Annotated in this window: 10 protein-coding genes and 1 pseudogene; 8 read left to right on the forward strand and 3 right to left on the reverse strand. The window is 60.5% G+C overall.

The features are described from left to right. Window positions 1-141 precede the first annotated feature (141 nt). From I9018_RS12755 to I9018_RS12765, 3 genes are read right to left on the reverse strand one after another with little or no spacing between them, the layout of a single operon-like run. Window positions 142-1,554, reverse strand: coding sequence for an efflux transporter outer membrane subunit (locus I9018_RS12755; protein ID WP_241109664.1), 1,413 nt, complete (start codon window positions 1,552-1,554; stop codon window positions 142-144). Next, window positions 1,538-2,704 (reverse strand): efflux RND transporter periplasmic adaptor subunit, encoded by a 1,167-nt coding sequence (locus tag I9018_RS12760; protein ID WP_241109665.1) that lies wholly within the window; start codon window positions 2,702-2,704, stop codon window positions 1,538-1,540. Before I9018_RS12760 ends, I9018_RS12755 begins: the two co-directional genes overlap by 17 nt. Further along, window positions 2,694-5,915: an efflux RND transporter permease subunit gene (locus I9018_RS12765; RefSeq protein ID WP_241109666.1), complete on the reverse strand. Its 3,222-nt coding sequence runs from the start codon at window positions 5,913-5,915 to the stop codon at window positions 2,694-2,696. The genes I9018_RS12760 and I9018_RS12765 overlap by 11 nt, the downstream gene beginning before the upstream one ends. A 221-nt stretch (window positions 5,916-6,136) precedes the next feature. On the opposite strand from I9018_RS12765, the gene I9018_RS12770 reads away from it, so the two are divergent. The 8 genes and pseudogenes from I9018_RS12770 to I9018_RS12805 all read left to right on the forward strand — a co-directional run bounded on the left by I9018_RS12770 (window position 6,137) and on the right by I9018_RS12805 (window position 16,271). Next, a complete protein-coding gene (locus I9018_RS12770; protein WP_152898092.1) occupies window positions 6,137-6,547 on the forward strand; it encodes a hypothetical protein in 411 nt (136 codons plus the stop codon). A gap of 123 nt (window positions 6,548-6,670) precedes the next feature. Next, on the forward strand, window positions 6,671-7,687 hold the full coding sequence (locus I9018_RS12775) for a PDDEXK nuclease domain-containing protein (RefSeq protein WP_085596365.1): 1,017 nt from the start codon (window positions 6,671-6,673) through the stop codon (window positions 7,685-7,687). A gap of 100 nt (window positions 7,688-7,787) precedes the next feature. Next, a complete protein-coding gene (locus I9018_RS12780) occupies window positions 7,788-8,228 on the forward strand; it encodes a carboxymuconolactone decarboxylase family protein (RefSeq protein ID WP_124346557.1) in 441 nt (146 codons plus the stop codon). Between the two features lie 2 nt (window positions 8,229-8,230). Beyond that, window positions 8,231-9,121: an RNA polymerase sigma factor SigJ gene (gene sigJ, locus I9018_RS12785; RefSeq protein ID WP_241109667.1), complete on the forward strand. Its 891-nt coding sequence runs from the start codon at window positions 8,231-8,233 to the stop codon at window positions 9,119-9,121. A 541-nt stretch (window positions 9,122-9,662) separates the two neighbouring features. Beyond that, window positions 9,663-12,446: a DNA methyltransferase gene (locus I9018_RS12790; protein WP_241109668.1), complete on the forward strand. Its 2,784-nt coding sequence runs from the start codon at window positions 9,663-9,665 to the stop codon at window positions 12,444-12,446. Further along, window positions 12,439-12,980: pseudogene (locus I9018_RS12795) on the forward strand (PDDEXK nuclease domain-containing protein). Before I9018_RS12790 ends, I9018_RS12795 begins: the two are co-directional and overlap by 8 nt. After that, entirely contained in the window at window positions 12,977-15,088 is a 2,112-nt protein-coding gene (locus tag I9018_RS12800; protein WP_241109669.1) for a DEAD/DEAH box helicase, read from the forward strand. The pseudogene I9018_RS12795 and the gene I9018_RS12800 overlap by 4 nt, the downstream one beginning before the upstream one ends. After that, complete coding sequence (locus tag I9018_RS12805; RefSeq protein ID WP_241109670.1) at window positions 15,081-16,271, forward strand: GIY-YIG nuclease family protein; 1,191 nt, start codon at window positions 15,081-15,083, stop codon at window positions 16,269-16,271. The genes I9018_RS12800 and I9018_RS12805 overlap by 8 nt, the downstream gene beginning before the upstream one ends. The last annotated feature ends 50 nt before the right edge of the window (window positions 16,272-16,321 follow it).

Raw genomic sequence — 16,321 nt, forward strand, 5'->3', positions numbered from 1 at the left:
TATATGAGAATCCATGGCGGGTAAAAAGCGGGTTTAAAGAAATAGTAGGAGCGAGGCTTGCCCGCGATGGCCTTCAGAGCCCCCGCGTTTATCCGGTAGACACCCGTTACCGTTAACCAGCATCGCGAGCAAGCTTCGCTCCTACAGGGGGCTCCAGCCTCCACCCAATGCCGTGAGCAGGCCGACGCTGGCTTGCAACTGGCGGGTCTGCAGGGCTTGCAGGCTGCGTTGGGCCTGCAGCGCGGCGGTTTGCGCGGTGACCACATCCAGGTAGCTCACGGCTCCCGCCTGGTAGCTGTTCATCGCCAGGGACTGGGTGTGCAGCGCCGCATTCACCGCCGCTTGCCGATCCAGCGCTTGTTGTTGCAGGTCGCGCAGTTGCCCCAGGTTGTCCTCCACCTCGCGCACCGCCCGCAGCACTTGGCCCCGGTAATGGGCCGCAGCCTCCTCGAATTCGGCATGGGCCTGGCGCTCGTTGGCACTGAGCCTGCCACCGTCGAAAAGCGGCAGGGTCATCAGCGGGCCCAGGGCCCAGTAGCGATTGCCCGCCGCCAGCAGGTTACCGCTGCCCTGGGTCTGGCCGCCGAGCAGGCCGGTGAGGCTGAAGTCCGGGTACCAGGCCGCTCGCGCCACGCCGATGCCGGCATTGGCGGCGAATACCCGGCGTTCGGCGGCGGCGATGTCCGGCCGGCGTTGCAGCAGGCTGCTGGGCAGTTGCCTGGGGACCTCCGGCAGGCCCAGCAGTTGTTCCGAGGGCGCCAGGCGGAACTGGCTGGCCGGTTCGCCCACCAGCTCGCCGATGGCGTGTTCCGTGAGGTTGCGCTGGGCCCGGACTTCGTCCAGGTCGGCCTCGGCATTGGCCAGCTGGCTCTGGGCCCGGGTCAGGTCCAGCTCCGAGGCGATCTGCCCCTGGTAGCGGTCACGGGTCAGTTGCAGGGCCTGGCCGTAGTCTTCCAGGGAGCGGCTGAGAATCCGGCTTTGCGCGTCCAGGCCGATCAGTTGCACATAGAGCAATGCCAGCTGGCGTTGCAGGCTCAGGCGCGCCGCCGCCAGGTCATCACCGGACGCCTGGGCCTGGGCATCGCCCGCCAGCGCCTGGTTGCGCAACCGGCCCCAGAGGTCGAGGTCGAAGTCCAGGCCAAAGCCGGCGCTGTTGCTGTTGTACACCGAGGGCTGGCTGCCGCCGCGTAGCGGTCGGCTGTCCGACTGGCGCTGGCGCAAGGGCTGGGCGCTGGCGCTGATCTGCGGGAACAGCCCGGCATGCAGCTGGCTGGCGTAGGCCTGGGCGCCGTCGTAGTGGGCCAGGGCCGCGGCGAGATCCGGGTTGGCCTGGAGCAGGCGCTGTTGCAGGTCGTCGAGTTGTGGGTCGTGGTAGAGCCGCCACCAGTGCGCGTCGAGAGCCTGGGGCGTGGCCGGGTGCCAGGGCCCGGCGGCGCTCTGTTCACGAAACTGCGCTGGCAACGCCACCTCCGGCGCCTGGTAATGCGGCGCCAGGGAGCAGCCGTGCAGCGCCAGCAGCACCAGCGCGGCGAAGGGCTTAAGCCTTGGGCGCATGGGCACCTCCGGCTTCGGCCAGTTGCACCAGGTCGCCTTCGCGCAAGGCGTCCGGCGGGTTGTCGATGACCTGATCCGAGGCTTGCAGGCCCTGGTCGATCACCAGGCGGTCGCCCAGGTCCAGGCCGATATGGATGCTGCGCAGGTGCACGTGTTTTGCGCTGTCGATGAGCGCCACCTGGGTGCCCTGGGCGCGGAAGATCAGGGCGCTGGCGGGGATGCTCAGGCCATGGGTGTCGGCCGCCAGCGCCAGGCTCGCTTCGGCGTAGTCGCCAGGATGCAGGGCGCCGTCGGGGTTGGCGGCGACGAACTGCGCCAGCAGCGTGCCGGAACGCGGATCGACGGCGCAGGAGTCGCCCACCAACTGGGCGCTGAACTGCTGGCCGGGATGCTCGGGCACCGTCAGCCGGGCCGTGAGGCCGGGGCGGATCACGCTGGCGTAGTTTTGCGGAATGGGTACGTACAGCCGCAGCTTGTGGGTATCGGACAGGTCGAACAGTTGCGGATCGCTGTCGCTGTCGGCCTTGACCAGCTGGCCGATGTCGGTATGGCGGGCCGTAACCACGCCGGCGAACGGTGCGCGGATGGTCTTGTAGTCCTCCAGGGCCGAGAGCCGTGCGTAGTCGGCGGCGGCCGCTGCGGCACTGGCCTGGGCGGCGGTGGCGTTGGCGCGTTTTTCGTCGGCTTCCTGGCGCGATACCGAGTGGCTGGCCACCAGGTTCTGCCAGCGTGCGGCGGTGGTCTGCGCTAGTCGCGCGGTGGCTTGCTGCTGGAGCATCCGTGCCCGGGCCTGGGCCACTTGCTGGTCCAGGTCGGGGCTGTCGATATGGGCCAGCACCTGGCCGGCGGCGACCTGGGTGCCGATGTCGGCGCTCCAGTCCTTGAGGTAGCCGCTGACCCGGGCGTGGATCGGCGCCTTGCTCCAGGCTTCCAGGTGGGCCGGCAGGCGCAGGCTGTCGCCCTGGGCGTTGGGTTGCGGTTGCACCGCCAGCACTTGGGGCACGGCGGCGGTTTCGGTCCAGGCGGCGACGGCCCGCTCATGCCGGGTGCGCGCGGCCAGGCCGCTGGCCACCAGCAGGGCGGCCAGGCTCAAGCCGCCGATGCCCAGCAGCATCAGGCGTTTGCGCGAAGGGGTGTGGTCAGGCGACATGGGTGGTTTCTCCAGCGACAGCGGGGTGGGAACGGCGACCGTGGACCAGGCTGAAGACCACGGGGACAAAGATCAGGGTGGCGACGGTGGCCAGCAGCAGGCCGCCGATCACCGCCCGGCCCAGGGGCGCGTTCTGCTCCTCGGACAGGGCCAGGGGCAGCATGCCGATGATCATCGCCAGGGCGGTCATGCACACCGGGCGAAAGCGCGTGTAGCCGGCTTCCAGGGCGGCCAGCAGGGCATCGCCGTGTTCCGCCAGGCGCTCGCGGCAGAAGCTCACCACCAGGATCGAGTTGGCGGTGGCCACGCCCATGCACAGGATGGCCCCGGTCAGCGCCGGCACCGACAGCGAGGTGCCGCTGAGGAACAGCATCCACACGATGCCGGCCAGGGCCGCCGGTAGCGCGCTGATGATCACCAGCGGGTCGAGCCAGGATTGGAAGTTGACCACGATCAGCAGGTAGATCAGCACCACAGCCCCCAGCAGCCCCAGGCTCAGGCCGCTGAAGGCCTGGTGCAGGGCATCGATCTGCCCGTGCAGGCTGACCGTGGCGCCCCTGGGCCGCAGGGCCGCGGCGTCGTCCAGTACCTGTTGCATGTCGTGGGCCACGGCGCCCAGGTCGCGGCCCTGGACGTTGGCGTACAGGTCCAGGGTCGGCTGGATGTTGTAGTGGCTGACCACCGCCGGGCTGTCAACGCGGGAGATGTCCGCCAGGCCACCGAGGATCTGCGCCTGGCCGTTGCTGCCGGTAACCGGCAAGGCCTCCAGGGCTGGCAGGCTGTCCAGGCGGTACTGCGGGGTGGCGGCGACGATGGAGTAGGACACGCCGTTCTTCGGGTTGAGCCAGAAGGTCGGCGCCACCTGGGAACTGCCGGCCAGGGAGGCGACCATGCTGTTGGTCACGTCGCGCTCGGTGATCCCCAGGCCGTTGGCCCGCAGGCGATCGACCTTGACCGCCAGCGACGGATAGCCGGTGGACTGCTGCAGGCGCAAGTCGGCGATGCCCGGCACGTGGCGCAGGCGCCGTTGCAGCTCCAGGGCATAGGCGCGGTTGGCCGCATCGTCAGGCCCGGAGATCTTCACGTCCAGCGGGGCCGGCGCGCCGAAATTGAGGATCTGGCTGCTGATGTCCGCCGGCAGGAAGGCGAACTGGCTACCGGGGAAACTCTCCGGCAGGGCCTCGCGCAAGCGCTTCACGTAATCGGCGGTGGGGGCGTGGCCGGGCTTGAGGGTGACCTGGATATCGCCATCCTGGGGGCCGATGGTGCCGCTGTTGCTGTAGGCCATGTCGATGCCGCTCAGGGGGATGCCGATGTTGTCGATCACGCTGTCCAGCTCCTCGGGCGGGATCACCTCGCGGATTCGCGCTTCGATGCGGTCGAAGGCCGCCGCGCTTTCCTCGATCCGCGTGCCCAGGGGCAGGCGCACATGCAAGGCCAGGGCCCCGGCATCGGTGGCGGGGAAGAAGTCCTGGCCCAGGCTCGGCAGCAGTGCGAAGGAGGCCAGTACACAGGCGAGGAAACCCAGGAGGAACGGCCGGCGCCTGGCCAAGGCCAGTCGCAGCAGGCCGTGGTAGGTGTCGCGCACATTGGAAAAACGCCGCTCGAAGCCTTGCTGGAACCCCAGCAGGGCGCGCACCAGGGCATGCCGGGGCGGGGCGTGCTGCTCGCCTTCGTGGTGGTTGATGAAGGCATCTTCCGGGTGATGGCCAGGCCCGGCCTCCGGTATGTGGGGCTTGAGCAGGTACAGGGCCAGGGTCGGCACCAGGGTCCGCGACAGCAGGAAAGAGCTGGCCATGGCGAAGATCACCGCCAGGGCCATGGGCCGGAACAGGTAGCCGGCGATGCCCTGCAGCAGGAACATCGGCACGAAGACGATGCAGATGCACAGCAGCGAGACGAACGCCGGGCCGACGATCTGTTTGGCGCCGTCGAGGATCGCGTCCTTCACCGTCTTGCCCTGTTCCAGGTGCCAGTTGATGTTCTCGATGGTCACCGTGGCGTCGTCCACCAGGATCCCCACCGCCAGGGCCAGGCCGCCCAGGGTCATGACGTTGAGGGTCTGGCCGCTGGCGGCCAGCAGGGCGATGGCGGCGAGCACCGCCAGGGGAATCGAGGCGGCGATGATCAGCGTCGAGCGCCAACTGCCGAGGAACAGCAGGATCATCGCGCTGGTCAGCAGGGCGGCGATGATGCCTTCCTGGGCCACGCTGCCCACCGACTGCTTGACGAACACCGAGGCATCGCCCAAGAGCGAAGTCTTCAGCGCTGGCGGCAGGGTCTCATCGATGCGCGGCAGCATCTGGCGGATGCCATCGACGATGGCCAGGGTCGAGATATTGCCGTTCTTCAGGGCCGGCATCAGCACCGCGCGGTGGCCGTCGACCCGCACGATGTTGGTCTGCGGCGGCGCGCCGTCACGCACGTGGGCCACCTGGCCGATGGTGATCAAGGCGCCGTCGACGGTCTTGATCGGCAGGTCATTGAGCTCGTCGATGGCACTCGGGCTGTTGTTCAGCAGCACCGTGTATTCATTGCCACCCAGCTTGGCGGTGCCCACCGGGATGATCTGGTTCTGCGCCGCCAGGGCGTTGCCCACGTCCTGGGCGGACAGGCCCTTGGCCGCCAGCGCCTGGGGATCGAGGTCGAGGGTGATTTGCCGCTGCTTGCCGCCCATGGGCGTGGGCATCGCCAGGCCCGGCAGGGCGCTCAGGGGCAGGCGGATATTGTTCTGCACCAGGTCGCGAATCTTCGCCTCGGACAGGGTCGGGCTGGAAAACGCCATCTGCAAAATCGGCACCGTCGAGGCGCTGTAGTTGAGGATCAGCGGCGGTGTGATGCCCGGCGGCATCTGCTTGAGCACCGTTTGCGACACCGCGGTGACCTGGGCGTTGGCGGTGCGGATGTCCACCCCCGGCTGGAAGAAGATCTTGACGATCCCCATGCCCGGCAGCGACTGCGACTCGATGTGCTCGATGTCGTTGACCGTGGTGCTCAGCGAGCGCTCGTAGGTGTAGATCACCCGGCCGGCCATGGCGTCCGGCGACAAGCCGTTGTACTGCCAGACCACCGCCACCACCGGGATGCCGATGTCCGGGAACACGTCGGTGGGCGTACGCAGGGCCGCCAGCGGCCCGATGATGCAGATGAAGATCGCCAGCACGATAAACGTGTAGGGCTTGAGCAGAGCGGTCTTGACCAGCCCGAGCATGGGTGGACCTCCGAGACGGAAACGAGGCTCTGCAGTCTCCGGCGACCCACCTAACACGCGGCTTTCAGCCAGGTGAAGGAAGTTTTAGGTTGGGCCTTAACTTTCCTTCATGGGGATTCATTTGTCCTCGTTGCCGGGCCTCGCCAAGCTGGATGGCAATCCGGCGCGGCTGGCGTTTGCGGTCGCACCCTGTGTTCCTTCTCACTGCCGAGGTACCTGCCATGAATGCCAAACCGCTGCTGCTGATTCCCGCCCTGAGCCTGGTGCTGGCGCTTTCCGCCTGCGCCGGCCCGATGCCCAAGGCCGACCCCAACGACGCTTGGATCAGCCTTGAAGAAGAAGCGCCCAGCGACCTGATGGCCGAACGCGTGGACGGCAAAAACGTCGACGACGGCCGCTACTTCCAGGTCCGCCCCGGCGCCCACCGCCTGGACGTGACCCTGTTTGAAGACAGCACCGGCGACTCCAACCAGCAAGATTGCAACGGGCATGTCAGCTACAGCGGCTTCAAGGCCGGCGAGCATTACAAACTGGTGGAATCGACCCTGGGCACCGAAGTGCGGGCGCGGCTGTATGATGGGCAGGGCAAGCAAGTGGCCAGTGCGAGTGGGTTCAGGTGTATGCCGGGGTGACGGCGCCTCTGGCACTGCGCAAACCAGGACATTTCGCTCAATAGAAAGAGAAGCGGCTGACTGCACGTTCAGGGAGGGAGGTCCAATGATGAGGACCTGAATCCTTCAAGCGGAGCCCTGTTTATGACTCAACCCGCCGGAGCCAAGCCGACTTCCACCGATGCGGCCTTCAGCGAAGTGGCGCAAATGATCGCCGCCGCGCGCCAACGCGCGGTGCGGGCGGTGAATACCGAGCTGCTGGAGTTGTATTGGCAGGTCGGTGCCTATATCAGTCGCAAGATCGAGACGGCGGAGTGGGGCGATGGGGTGGTGCCGCAACTGGCGGATTATCTGGCGCGGCAGCAGCCGGGGCTGCGAGGGTTTACCCGGCGCAACCTGTTCCGCATGCGTCAGTTCTATGAGGCTTATCGAGACGAGGAGAAAGTGTCAGCACTGCTGACACAATTATCCTGGACCCAGAACCTGATCATTCTTGCGCAAGGAAAACGCCCAGAAGAGCGCGAGTTTTATCTGCGCATGACAATCCAGGAACGGTGGTCAACCCGGGAACTGGAGCGCCAGATCAAATCAGCCCTCTTTGAACGCTCGCTGACCCGCCCGGCAAAAGTCTCGACAGCGTTGAGACAATTTCATCCCGAGGCGCTACAGGTGTTCAAGGATGCCTATGTGGTGGAGTTTCTCGACCTGGCCCAGGGGCATAACGAAGCCGACTTGCATCAAGGGCTGGTGCGGCAACTCAAAGACTTTCTGATCGAAATGGGGCGTGACTTCTGCTTTGTCGCCTCGCGCTATCCCCTGCAAGTCGGCGGGCGCGATTTCGTGCTGGATTTGCTGCTGTTCCACCGCGGACTGAATTGCCTGGTGGCCATTGAGCTCAAGGTCGGGCGTTTCGAACCTGAATACCTTGGCAAGCTGGATTTCTACCTCGAGGCCCTGGACCGCCAGGTGCGCAAACCCCATGAAAACCCGGCCCTGGGCGTGTTGCTCTGCGCCAGCAAGGACGATGAGGTGGTCGAGTACGCCCTCAACCGCTCACTCTCACCGGCCTTGATCGCCGAGTACCAGACCCAACTGCCGGACAAGAAGCTGCTGCAGGCCAAGCTGCATGAGTTTTATGCGCTGAATCCTCAGGTGGATTGAATCGCGTTATCGGCGCCCGAATTATTTTTCCGCCACCCCGTCACAAACCCCCCGGCTGGCCCGTCATGTCGGTGTATCCCTCAAATAACGGAGCCACCCCATGTCATCCAGCCACCCCACCCAAGCCGTCAACCTGCTGCAAACCATCCCCGAGATCTTCGACAGCCTGGGCCAGATCCACGGCCTGATCGACGCCCATGGCCTGGATCGCAAGCTGCATCACCTGGTGGTGCTGCGCGCCTCGCAGATCAACCAGTGCGGCTTCTGCGTGAAGATGCACACCCGCGAAGCCCGGGAAGACGGCGAAAGCAACGAGCGCCTGGACCGCCTGGTGGTCTGGCGCCACGTCAGCGACTTCAGCGCCGCTGAACGCGCCGCCCTGGCCTGGACCGAAGCCCTCACCGTGCTGCACGAAGGCACCGACTTCGGCCCGCTGCGCGCGGCCCTGCGCGAACATTTCAGCGACGCGCAGATCGCCGCCTTGACGGCCGATATCGGCATGATCAACCTGTGGAATCGCATGCAGGTGTCGAGGCACTGAGGATGGATCGAATCGATGACGCGACGGTGTTCGCAAGCCGTCGCAGCTTCCTGCTGGGCCTGGCCTACCGCCTCCTCGGCTCCCGCGCCGAAGCCGAAGACGTGGTGCAAGACCTGTTCATCAAATGGCTGGAGGCCGACCAAGCCTCCATCGCCAACCCCGCCGCCTGGCTGACCACCGCCTGCACCCGCCACTGCATCGACCTGCTGCGCTCCGCCCGCCGCGCCCGGGTTGACTACATCGGCACCTGGCTGCCGGAACCGATCCACACCCTGCACCACGAATCCCCCGAACAGAGCCATGAACTGGCCTCGTCGCTGTCCACCGCATTCCTGCTCTTGCTGGAACGCCTGACGCCCAAGGAGCGCGCTGCCTATCTGCTGTATGACATCTTCGACCTGGACTATCCCCAGGTCGCTGCGGCCCTGGATGTTCAGGAAGCCACCTGCCGCAAACTGGTGTCCCGCGCCAAAGCCAGCCTGGGTAATGCCCAGGTCCGCCACCAACCGGAACCGTCCCGTCAGCAGGAACTGCTGACTGCCTTTCATGCTGCCATCGCCAGTGGTTCGACCCAGGGGCTGGCGGCGTTGTTGTCCGAAGACGTCGAGCTGTGTGCGGATGGTGGCGGTAAGGCGAGTGCCATTCGCGAGACGCTGTATGGGCTGGAAGCGGTGTTGGCGTTTGTGGGGGAGTCGTTGAGTCGGTACTGGCGGGAGTATCAGTGGCAGGAGGTGGAGATCAATGGGGGGCGTGGGGTGGTGTTGCGGGGGGAGGGGGAGGAAGTGGTGGCGGCGGTGAGTTTTGGGTATGACGCGGGGGGAAGGGGGAATCGCGTCTTTATCATGCGCAATCCGGATAAGTTGGTGGGGTTGGGGAGTGGGGTGTTGGTGTGAGGCTCACATTGCGCAGCCCTGGGGCTGCGGGCCAATAAACCCGAGGCCACTAATGCCATTCAGTTAAGCGAAGGTGATCCACTGTAGGAGCAGCCGGTCGACGCTTGATTGCTTGCGGTGCTCTTACGCGTCATGACGACTGTGGAATGTCGACTGGTCTCAGCCAAAGCGACCAAGTAAATGACCAAGTAGCTAGCCTGCTGCACGTCTTGGATGGTGCGTTGACCTTAACCCAATGATTTTTATTACTTTTAACTCTGAACGCTGTCCCACTAGACTTCAGAATGACTTCAGTTTTCTCCTGTCACTGCTAGTGTGCCTGCATTAAACTGCGTCGCTGTATTTCAGTTGCTACGTAGTCATCGCCGTGGCCAATAGCTCCACTTTCGCCACGCTTGATATGGCCTGGCTCGAAATTCAAGTATTTGTCGTGCCAATTTTTTGGCGGCGTTACGGCACCCTCTGGGGCTAGACATCTCCCCAAAAGTAAACGACCAAAGTCGCCGTACGCGCTCATCAGTGATCTGGACAGTGGTAAACCATGAATGCAGTAGAAATTGAGTCCGCCATATCGGACCTGGCCCTTGAGCCCTATGACGCGGCGGAGTTTCCGTTCACTTTCCTAGCCGCATTCGGCAACAAAGAAACCGCGCTCAAGCGCCTGCGCGCCGGCAACAACAACGCCTCGGACGTACCCGGCGGTGTACTACTGCGCAGCAACATTCATATCGCCTCATGCGAGCCTGGCACCGTGGGCGAAACGCTCAAGGCCTTGCGCGCCAGCCCGGCCAGTACAAAAGCCAAAGCCAAGTTTATCCTTGCAACCGACGGGCAAACCCTGGAAGCCGAAGAACTGATCACGGGTGAAACCATCACCTGCAACTACCCGGACTTCCCCAACCACTTCGGTTTCCTTCTACCGCTGGCCGGCATTTCCACCATCAAGGAGATCAAGGACAACCCCATCGACGTGCGCGCCACCAGCCGCCTGAACAAGCTGTACATCGAGCTGCTGAACGAAAACCCGGACTGGGCAAAGGCCGAACGCCGCCATGACATGAACCACTTTATGGCGCGACTAATTTTCTGCTTTTTTGCCGAAGACACCGATATCTTTGATGGCAATAGCCTGTTCACACGCACCGTGGAACGTTGGAGCGAGCGCGACGGATCTAACACCAACCAGGTGCTGTCGGAAATCTTCCGTGCCATGAACATCAAGCAGGCTGAGCGCGTTAATACTCAGCCTCGTCTGCCCAGTTGGGCCAACACCTTCCCTTATGTGAACGGCGGTTTGTTCTCTGGTAGCACCGAGGTGCCACGCTTTACGCGGATGGCGCGCACTTACCTGCTGCACGCTGGCAACTTGAACTGGCAAAAGATTAACCCGGATATCTTCGGCAGCATGATCCAGGCGGTGGCCGATGATGAAGAGCGCGGTGCATTGGGCATGCACTACACCAGCGTGCCCAATATCCTCAAGGTGCTGAACCCGCTGTTTCTGGATGATCTGCGCGCGCAGTTGGACGCAGCCGGTGAGAACAGAGCCAAGCTGCTCAACCTACGCAAGCGCATGGCACATATCCGTGTGTTCGATCCGGCCTGCGGCTCCGGTAATTTCCTGGTCATCGCCTACAAGCAGATGCGTGAGATCGAGGCGGAGATCAATCGCCGTCGAGGTGAGCCACATCTGGGCAGTGAGATTCCTTTGACCAATTTCCGTGGTATCGAACTGCGTGACTTTCCGGCAGAGATTGCCCGGCTAGCACTGATCATCGCCGAGTTCCAATGCGATGTTCTGTATCGCGGTCAGATAGACGCGCTAGCGGAGTTTCTACCGCTGGATACGCAAAATTGGATTATCTGCGGTAATGCGTTATGGCTGGACTGGCTGAGCATCTGCCCTCCTACAGGCACGGGCGTAAAATTACTCGCAGAAGACTTATTTAGTACTCCACTCAATCAGACGGAGATAGAATTCGCGAACGAAGGTGGAGAAACATACATTTGCGGGAATCCACCATACGTTGGAACAAAGTACCAGACTAAAGAGCAAAAAGACGACATTGCGACGCTGTTTAAGAGTGAAGGCATAAGTTCCGGGAACTTAGACTACGTTGGCTGCTGGTTTCTAAAGGCAGCACAATACACCTCTAAAATTGAGAGATTCGCCTTCTCATTTGTGACGACCTCCAGTTTATTTCAAGGAGAGCAGGCTGAAATAATTCTTCATATTCTTTCATTCTATAGCCTGAAAATATACTGGTGCCACCCAAGCTTTATGTGGTCGAACAATGCAGCTAATAACGCAGGCGTTACATGCAGCATCGTAGGCTGTGCTCGGGACGGCGCTCGGTCCGAACGATATATATATGGCAGTGAGTCTAGGCGTAGTGTTGGAAACATTGGCCCATATCTTGTTCCAATGCCAGATATTGTTGTTTCAAAACGGCAGGCCCCATTATCAGAAATTTCTGTCATGAGCTATGGCAGCATGTCTAACGATAATGGTGAGTTCACATTTACCGATGACAGATACAGAGCTAGCATCAGAGCCAATCCAAAAAATAAGGATATCTTCAAAATTGCTGTAGGTGGTGTTGAGTTCATCAGGGGGATTGTGCGCAGGAATATATACATCGATGAAGCAACTACGCTATCAGACGCCCAGTGCAAAGAATTTTCAGGTGTATTTGATTGCGTGCAAGAATACCGCGCGGCAAGCAGTCGAGAGGCAACTCGCAAACTAAGCGCCACTCCAATGTATTTTGCCGAAAGAAGGCACGTATCGGCGAAGAAAATATTTATACCTCAAGTCCTATCTGAGCGAAGAGAGTATGTTACAGCAGGTTTGTTAGATAGTGATGCCCTCGTTATTGCCCCGCATATGCAAATTGTTGAAGGGCACAACTATGAGTTCGCTCTTATCAGCAGTAGAATTCATCATGTGTGGATTTCCACCGTCTGTGGAAAGCTGAAAACGGACATTCGTTACTCAAACTTACTTGGCTGGAACACTTTCCCCGTACCACTGCTCACCGAGCAGAACAAGATCGACCTTACAGCCTGCGCCGATGCCATTCTATTGGCTCGCGAAGCCCATTTTCCCGCAACCATCGCAGACCTCTATGACCCGGACATAATGCCGGATAACTTGCGCCGCGCGCATGAGCGCAACGATGAAGTACTGGAGCGGGTATATATCGGCCGCCGTTTCAAAAACGATACTGAGCGACTGGAAAAGCTATTTGATCTTTATAGCAAGATGGCGGCAAATACAGCGAAGGCCGTGCCGAAAAAACGCGAGGGAAGAAGGCATGAGTGACACTCCTTTTAGCCTCGCCATGCCACCCGAAGGCTACGGTGACTGGCTGGCCGACCTCAAAGATCGCATCTACAGCGCCGCGCTAGCGATACAGCTGTGCTGGCAGATCGGCAACAATATTTTGATCCGCCAGGCACAAAGAGGTTGGGGGGCCAAGGTGATCAAGCGGCTGGCACATGACTTACGCACCACCTTTCCTAATATGAAGGGATTTTCCCGCACCAACCTGATGTATATACGCGCCTTTACCGAGACTTGGTCGGATGCCGAAATTGTCCAACAGGCTGTTGGACAGTTGCCCTGGGGGTATAACCTGGTGCTGCTGACCCGACTGTCGGCCTTTTGCTCTGCAAGAGCAAAAACAAGATCGTGGCTGAATATGTGTTGGGTGATAAGACCCAGCCCATGGATATTGCCGAATACAAATTGCTCGAATCTCTGCCTGCCGAATTGCAAAGCAGCTTGTCCAGCATTGAGCAAATTGAACGGGAATTGGCAGGCGACGGCACCTTCATGGAGGATGAATCACAGTGACTAACACCACCAACCCAACCAACAGCTACACAGTGCCGTCGGTATCCATTGCTACAGCCCACACAGGGGCGTCCAGCAAGGCCAATGAGCTGGGCATGCGTACCATGCAGGAACGTGCCTACACCAAGCGCGGCGAACAGTACCTGCTGATAAAATCGCCTCCCGCATCGGGCAAGTCTCGCGCCCTGATGTTTATCGCGCTGGATAAGCTACATAACCAAGACTTACAGCAAGCCATCGTCGTGGTACCCGAACGCTCTATTGGAGGGAGCTTTGCCGATGAGCCGTTGAGCCAGCATGGATTTTACTGGGACTGGGTGGTGGCTCCCCAGTGGAACTTGTGTAATGCCCCAGGGATTGATGAGCCGCGCGTGGCTAAGTCCAAGGTAGACGCCGTGCGCACCTTCCTGGATAGCAGCGACAAGGCGCTGGTCTGCACCCATGCCACCTTCCGTTTTGCCGTGGAAGAGCTAGGCGTTGAAGCCTTCGACAACCGCCTGATTGCCATTGACGAGTTCCACCACGTTTCCGCCAACCCGGATAACAAGCTAGGCAGCCAACTGAGCGCGTTTATCAACCGTGACAAGGTGCACTTGGTCGCCATGACCGGCTCCTATTTCCGTGGTGACAGCGAGGCCGTGCTGGCCCCATCGGAAGAGAACAAGTTTGAGACGGTGACGTACACTTACTACGAGCAGCTCAACGGCTACCGTTGGCTCAAGTCGCTGGATATTGGCTACTTCTTCTACACCGGGAGGTATGTGGATGCAGTCGCCAAGGTGTTGGACCCGGCACTGAAAACCATCGTCCACATTCCAAACGTAAATGCCCGCGAGAGCCTCAAAGATAAGGAGCGCGAGGTCAACGAGATCATGAGCGCGCTTGGCGAATGGCAGGGGGTCGAACCGGCCACCGGCTTCCACCTCATCAAAACCAAGGACGGCCGCACGCTGAAAGTAGCTGACTTGGTGGATGACAGCGACCCAAGCAAACGCTCTAAAGTGCTCGGGGCACTGAAAGACCCGGCGCAGAAGAACAACCGCGACAACGTCGATGTGATCATCGCACTGGGTATGGCGAAAGAAGGCTTTGATTGGATCTGGTGCGAGCATGCGCTGACCATTGGCTACCGTTCGAGCCTGACTGAAATTGTGCAGATTATTGGCCGCGCTACGCGTGATGCAGAGGGCAAGGAGCGCTCGCGCTTCACCAACCTGATCGCTGAGCCTATGGCCGACCAAGCGGCTGTAGCTGAGGCGGTGAACAATATGCTCAAGGCCATTTCTGCCAGTCTACTGATGGAGCAGGTGTTGGCCCCACGCTATGAATTCACCCCGAAAGACACGGGCCCAAAAGAGGGTTTCAATTACGGGGCAGACGGTTATCAACCAGGCGGCATTAACCTGGGCGTCAATGAAGCCACAGGCCAGTACCATGTCGAAATCAACGGCCTGACCACGCCGCAAAGTACAGAAGCCACACGCATCTGCAAAGAAGACTTGAACGAAGTAGTAACCAGCTTCCTGCAGGACAAAACTGTATTGGAACGCGGCCTATTCGACATGGAAAATACCCTGCCCGAAGAGCTGACCCAACTGCGCATGGGCAAGATCGTGCGCGAGCGTTACCCTGACTTGAGCGACGTCGACCAGGAAGCCATCCGCCAGCATGCCATTGCTGCCATGAACATTACCCAGCAGGCCAAGTTGATGTTGGCTCAGGCCGATACTAACGAGAGTGACACCTTACAAGGCAGTACCGCCCTACTGGAAGGCGTGCGCAAGTTCGTTAACGTGCGCGAGCTTGACATTGATCTGATCGACCGTATCAACCCTTTTGAAGCCGCCTATGCGGTGCTTGCTAAGGCGATGGATGAAAAATCCCTGCGCCAGGTGCAGACCAGCATTGCTGCCAAGAAGGTGAGCATTCCCGAAAACGAAGCACGAGACCTAGCAATGCGCGCCCTGCAGTTCAAAAACGAGCGTGGCCGGCTGCCAGACATCAACTCCGCCGATGCTTGGGAGAAACGAATGGCTGAAGGTGTGGTTGCGTTCGCACGTTATCGCGTCCAAGCCAAAGCGGCACAGGAGGAATCCACCAATGGCTAAAATGAACGATGACGACCTGCTAAATGCGCTAGGGGTAGAAGTACCCTCGCTAAAGACAGCCACTCGGACTCCTCGCGAAGAACGCATCATAGCTGGCTTCGAGGATATTCAGCGCTTCTATCAAGCCCATGGCCGCGCCCCACTGCATGGTGAAGACCGCGAGATCTTTGAGCAGTTGTACGCTGTACGCCTGGATCAGCTGCGAAAGTTACCAGAAGCACAAACCCTACTGGCAGGCTTGGATAGTCACGGCCTACTGTCAGGTGCTGCGCTAGCCGCGGTAAATGTGGATGATCTGGATGAAGACGCCTTGCTCGCCGAGCTAGGCATCGGCAGTGAGTCCGTCGACCAGGACGACATCACAGTGCTGCGGCATGTGCGTTCCAGTGCTGCAATAAAAGCGGCAGAAGAAATTGCCGCTCGGAATCCATGTAAAGACTTCGAGCAGTTCAAGCCTCTGTTTGATGAGGTGGCCGCGGGCCTCAAGCAACAATTGTGGGTAACCAAGCCCTTTGGCAAGAACGCCAGCATCGAGACCGGGGACTTCTTCATTCTGAGCGGACTCATTGCCTATGTCGCTGAGGTGGGTGACACCTACAAGACGCCGAATGCGGAGACGAATGGGCGCTTGCGCGTCATCTACTCCAATGAGACGGAAAGCGATCTGCTATTACGATCCTTGCAGCGGGCGCTCTATAAGGACAGTGACGGGCATGCCGGGTCTCGGCTCATCAAGGTAGATTCTGGCCCACTGTTCAGCGACATAGCCGAGCCGGACGACATCGAGACTGGCACTATTTATGTGTTGCGCAGCCTGTCCAACCATCCCTACGTAGCCGAGCATCGCGAGCTGATCCACAAAATCGGCGTGACCGGCGGTAAAGTGGAGGCGCGCATTGCTAATGCGGAAAAGGATACGACCTATCTGCTTGCCGATGTGGAGGTTGTCGCCACATACAAGTTGCATAATTTGAACCGAACTAAGCTGGAAAAAATATTTCACCGTTTGTTCGGTGGGGTTCAGCTCGACTTAACCATCGAAGATCGTTTCGGTCATCCGGTTAGACCAAGAGAGTGGTTCCTCGTACCACTCAATATAATTGATGAAGCGGTAGGGCGAATTCGGGATGGGTCGATTGCTGATGTGTTCTATGACCCCCGTTTGGCTCGCTTAGTCAGTTAAGTTTCTTGAGGAAGGTAAGTGGTCAATATGATGAGTGGTCAAGATTGTAT

The sequence above is a fragment of the Pseudomonas sp. MPFS genome, assembly GCF_022537035.1.
GTDB classification, from domain to species: domain Bacteria; phylum Pseudomonadota; class Gammaproteobacteria; order Pseudomonadales; family Pseudomonadaceae; genus Aquipseudomonas; species Aquipseudomonas sessilinigenes.

What these genes read in the sequence shown, in the direction of transcription:
- I9018_RS12755 (WP_241109664.1), bottom strand. Translation starts at nt 1,554, where the DNA reads ATGCGCCCAAGGCTTAAGCCCTTCGCCGCGCTGGTGCTGCTGGCGCTG.
- I9018_RS12760 (WP_241109665.1), bottom strand. Translation starts at nt 2,704, where the DNA reads ATGTCGCCTGACCACACCCCTTCGCGCAAACGCCTGATGCTGCTGGGC.
- I9018_RS12765 (WP_241109666.1), bottom strand. Translation starts at nt 5,915, where the DNA reads ATGCTCGGGCTGGTCAAGACCGCTCTGCTCAAGCCCTACACGTTTATC.
- I9018_RS12770 (WP_152898092.1), top strand. Translation starts at nt 6,137, where the DNA reads ATGAATGCCAAACCGCTGCTGCTGATTCCCGCCCTGAGCCTGGTGCTG.
- I9018_RS12775 (WP_085596365.1), top strand. Translation starts at nt 6,671, where the DNA reads ATGACTCAACCCGCCGGAGCCAAGCCGACTTCCACCGATGCGGCCTTC.
- I9018_RS12780 (WP_124346557.1), top strand. Translation starts at nt 7,788, where the DNA reads ATGTCATCCAGCCACCCCACCCAAGCCGTCAACCTGCTGCAAACCATC.
- sigJ (WP_241109667.1), top strand. Translation starts at nt 8,231, where the DNA reads ATGGATCGAATCGATGACGCGACGGTGTTCGCAAGCCGTCGCAGCTTC.
- I9018_RS12790 (WP_241109668.1), top strand. Translation starts at nt 9,663, where the DNA reads ATGAATGCAGTAGAAATTGAGTCCGCCATATCGGACCTGGCCCTTGAG.
- I9018_RS12805 (WP_241109670.1), top strand. Translation starts at nt 15,081, where the DNA reads ATGGCTAAAATGAACGATGACGACCTGCTAAATGCGCTAGGGGTAGAA.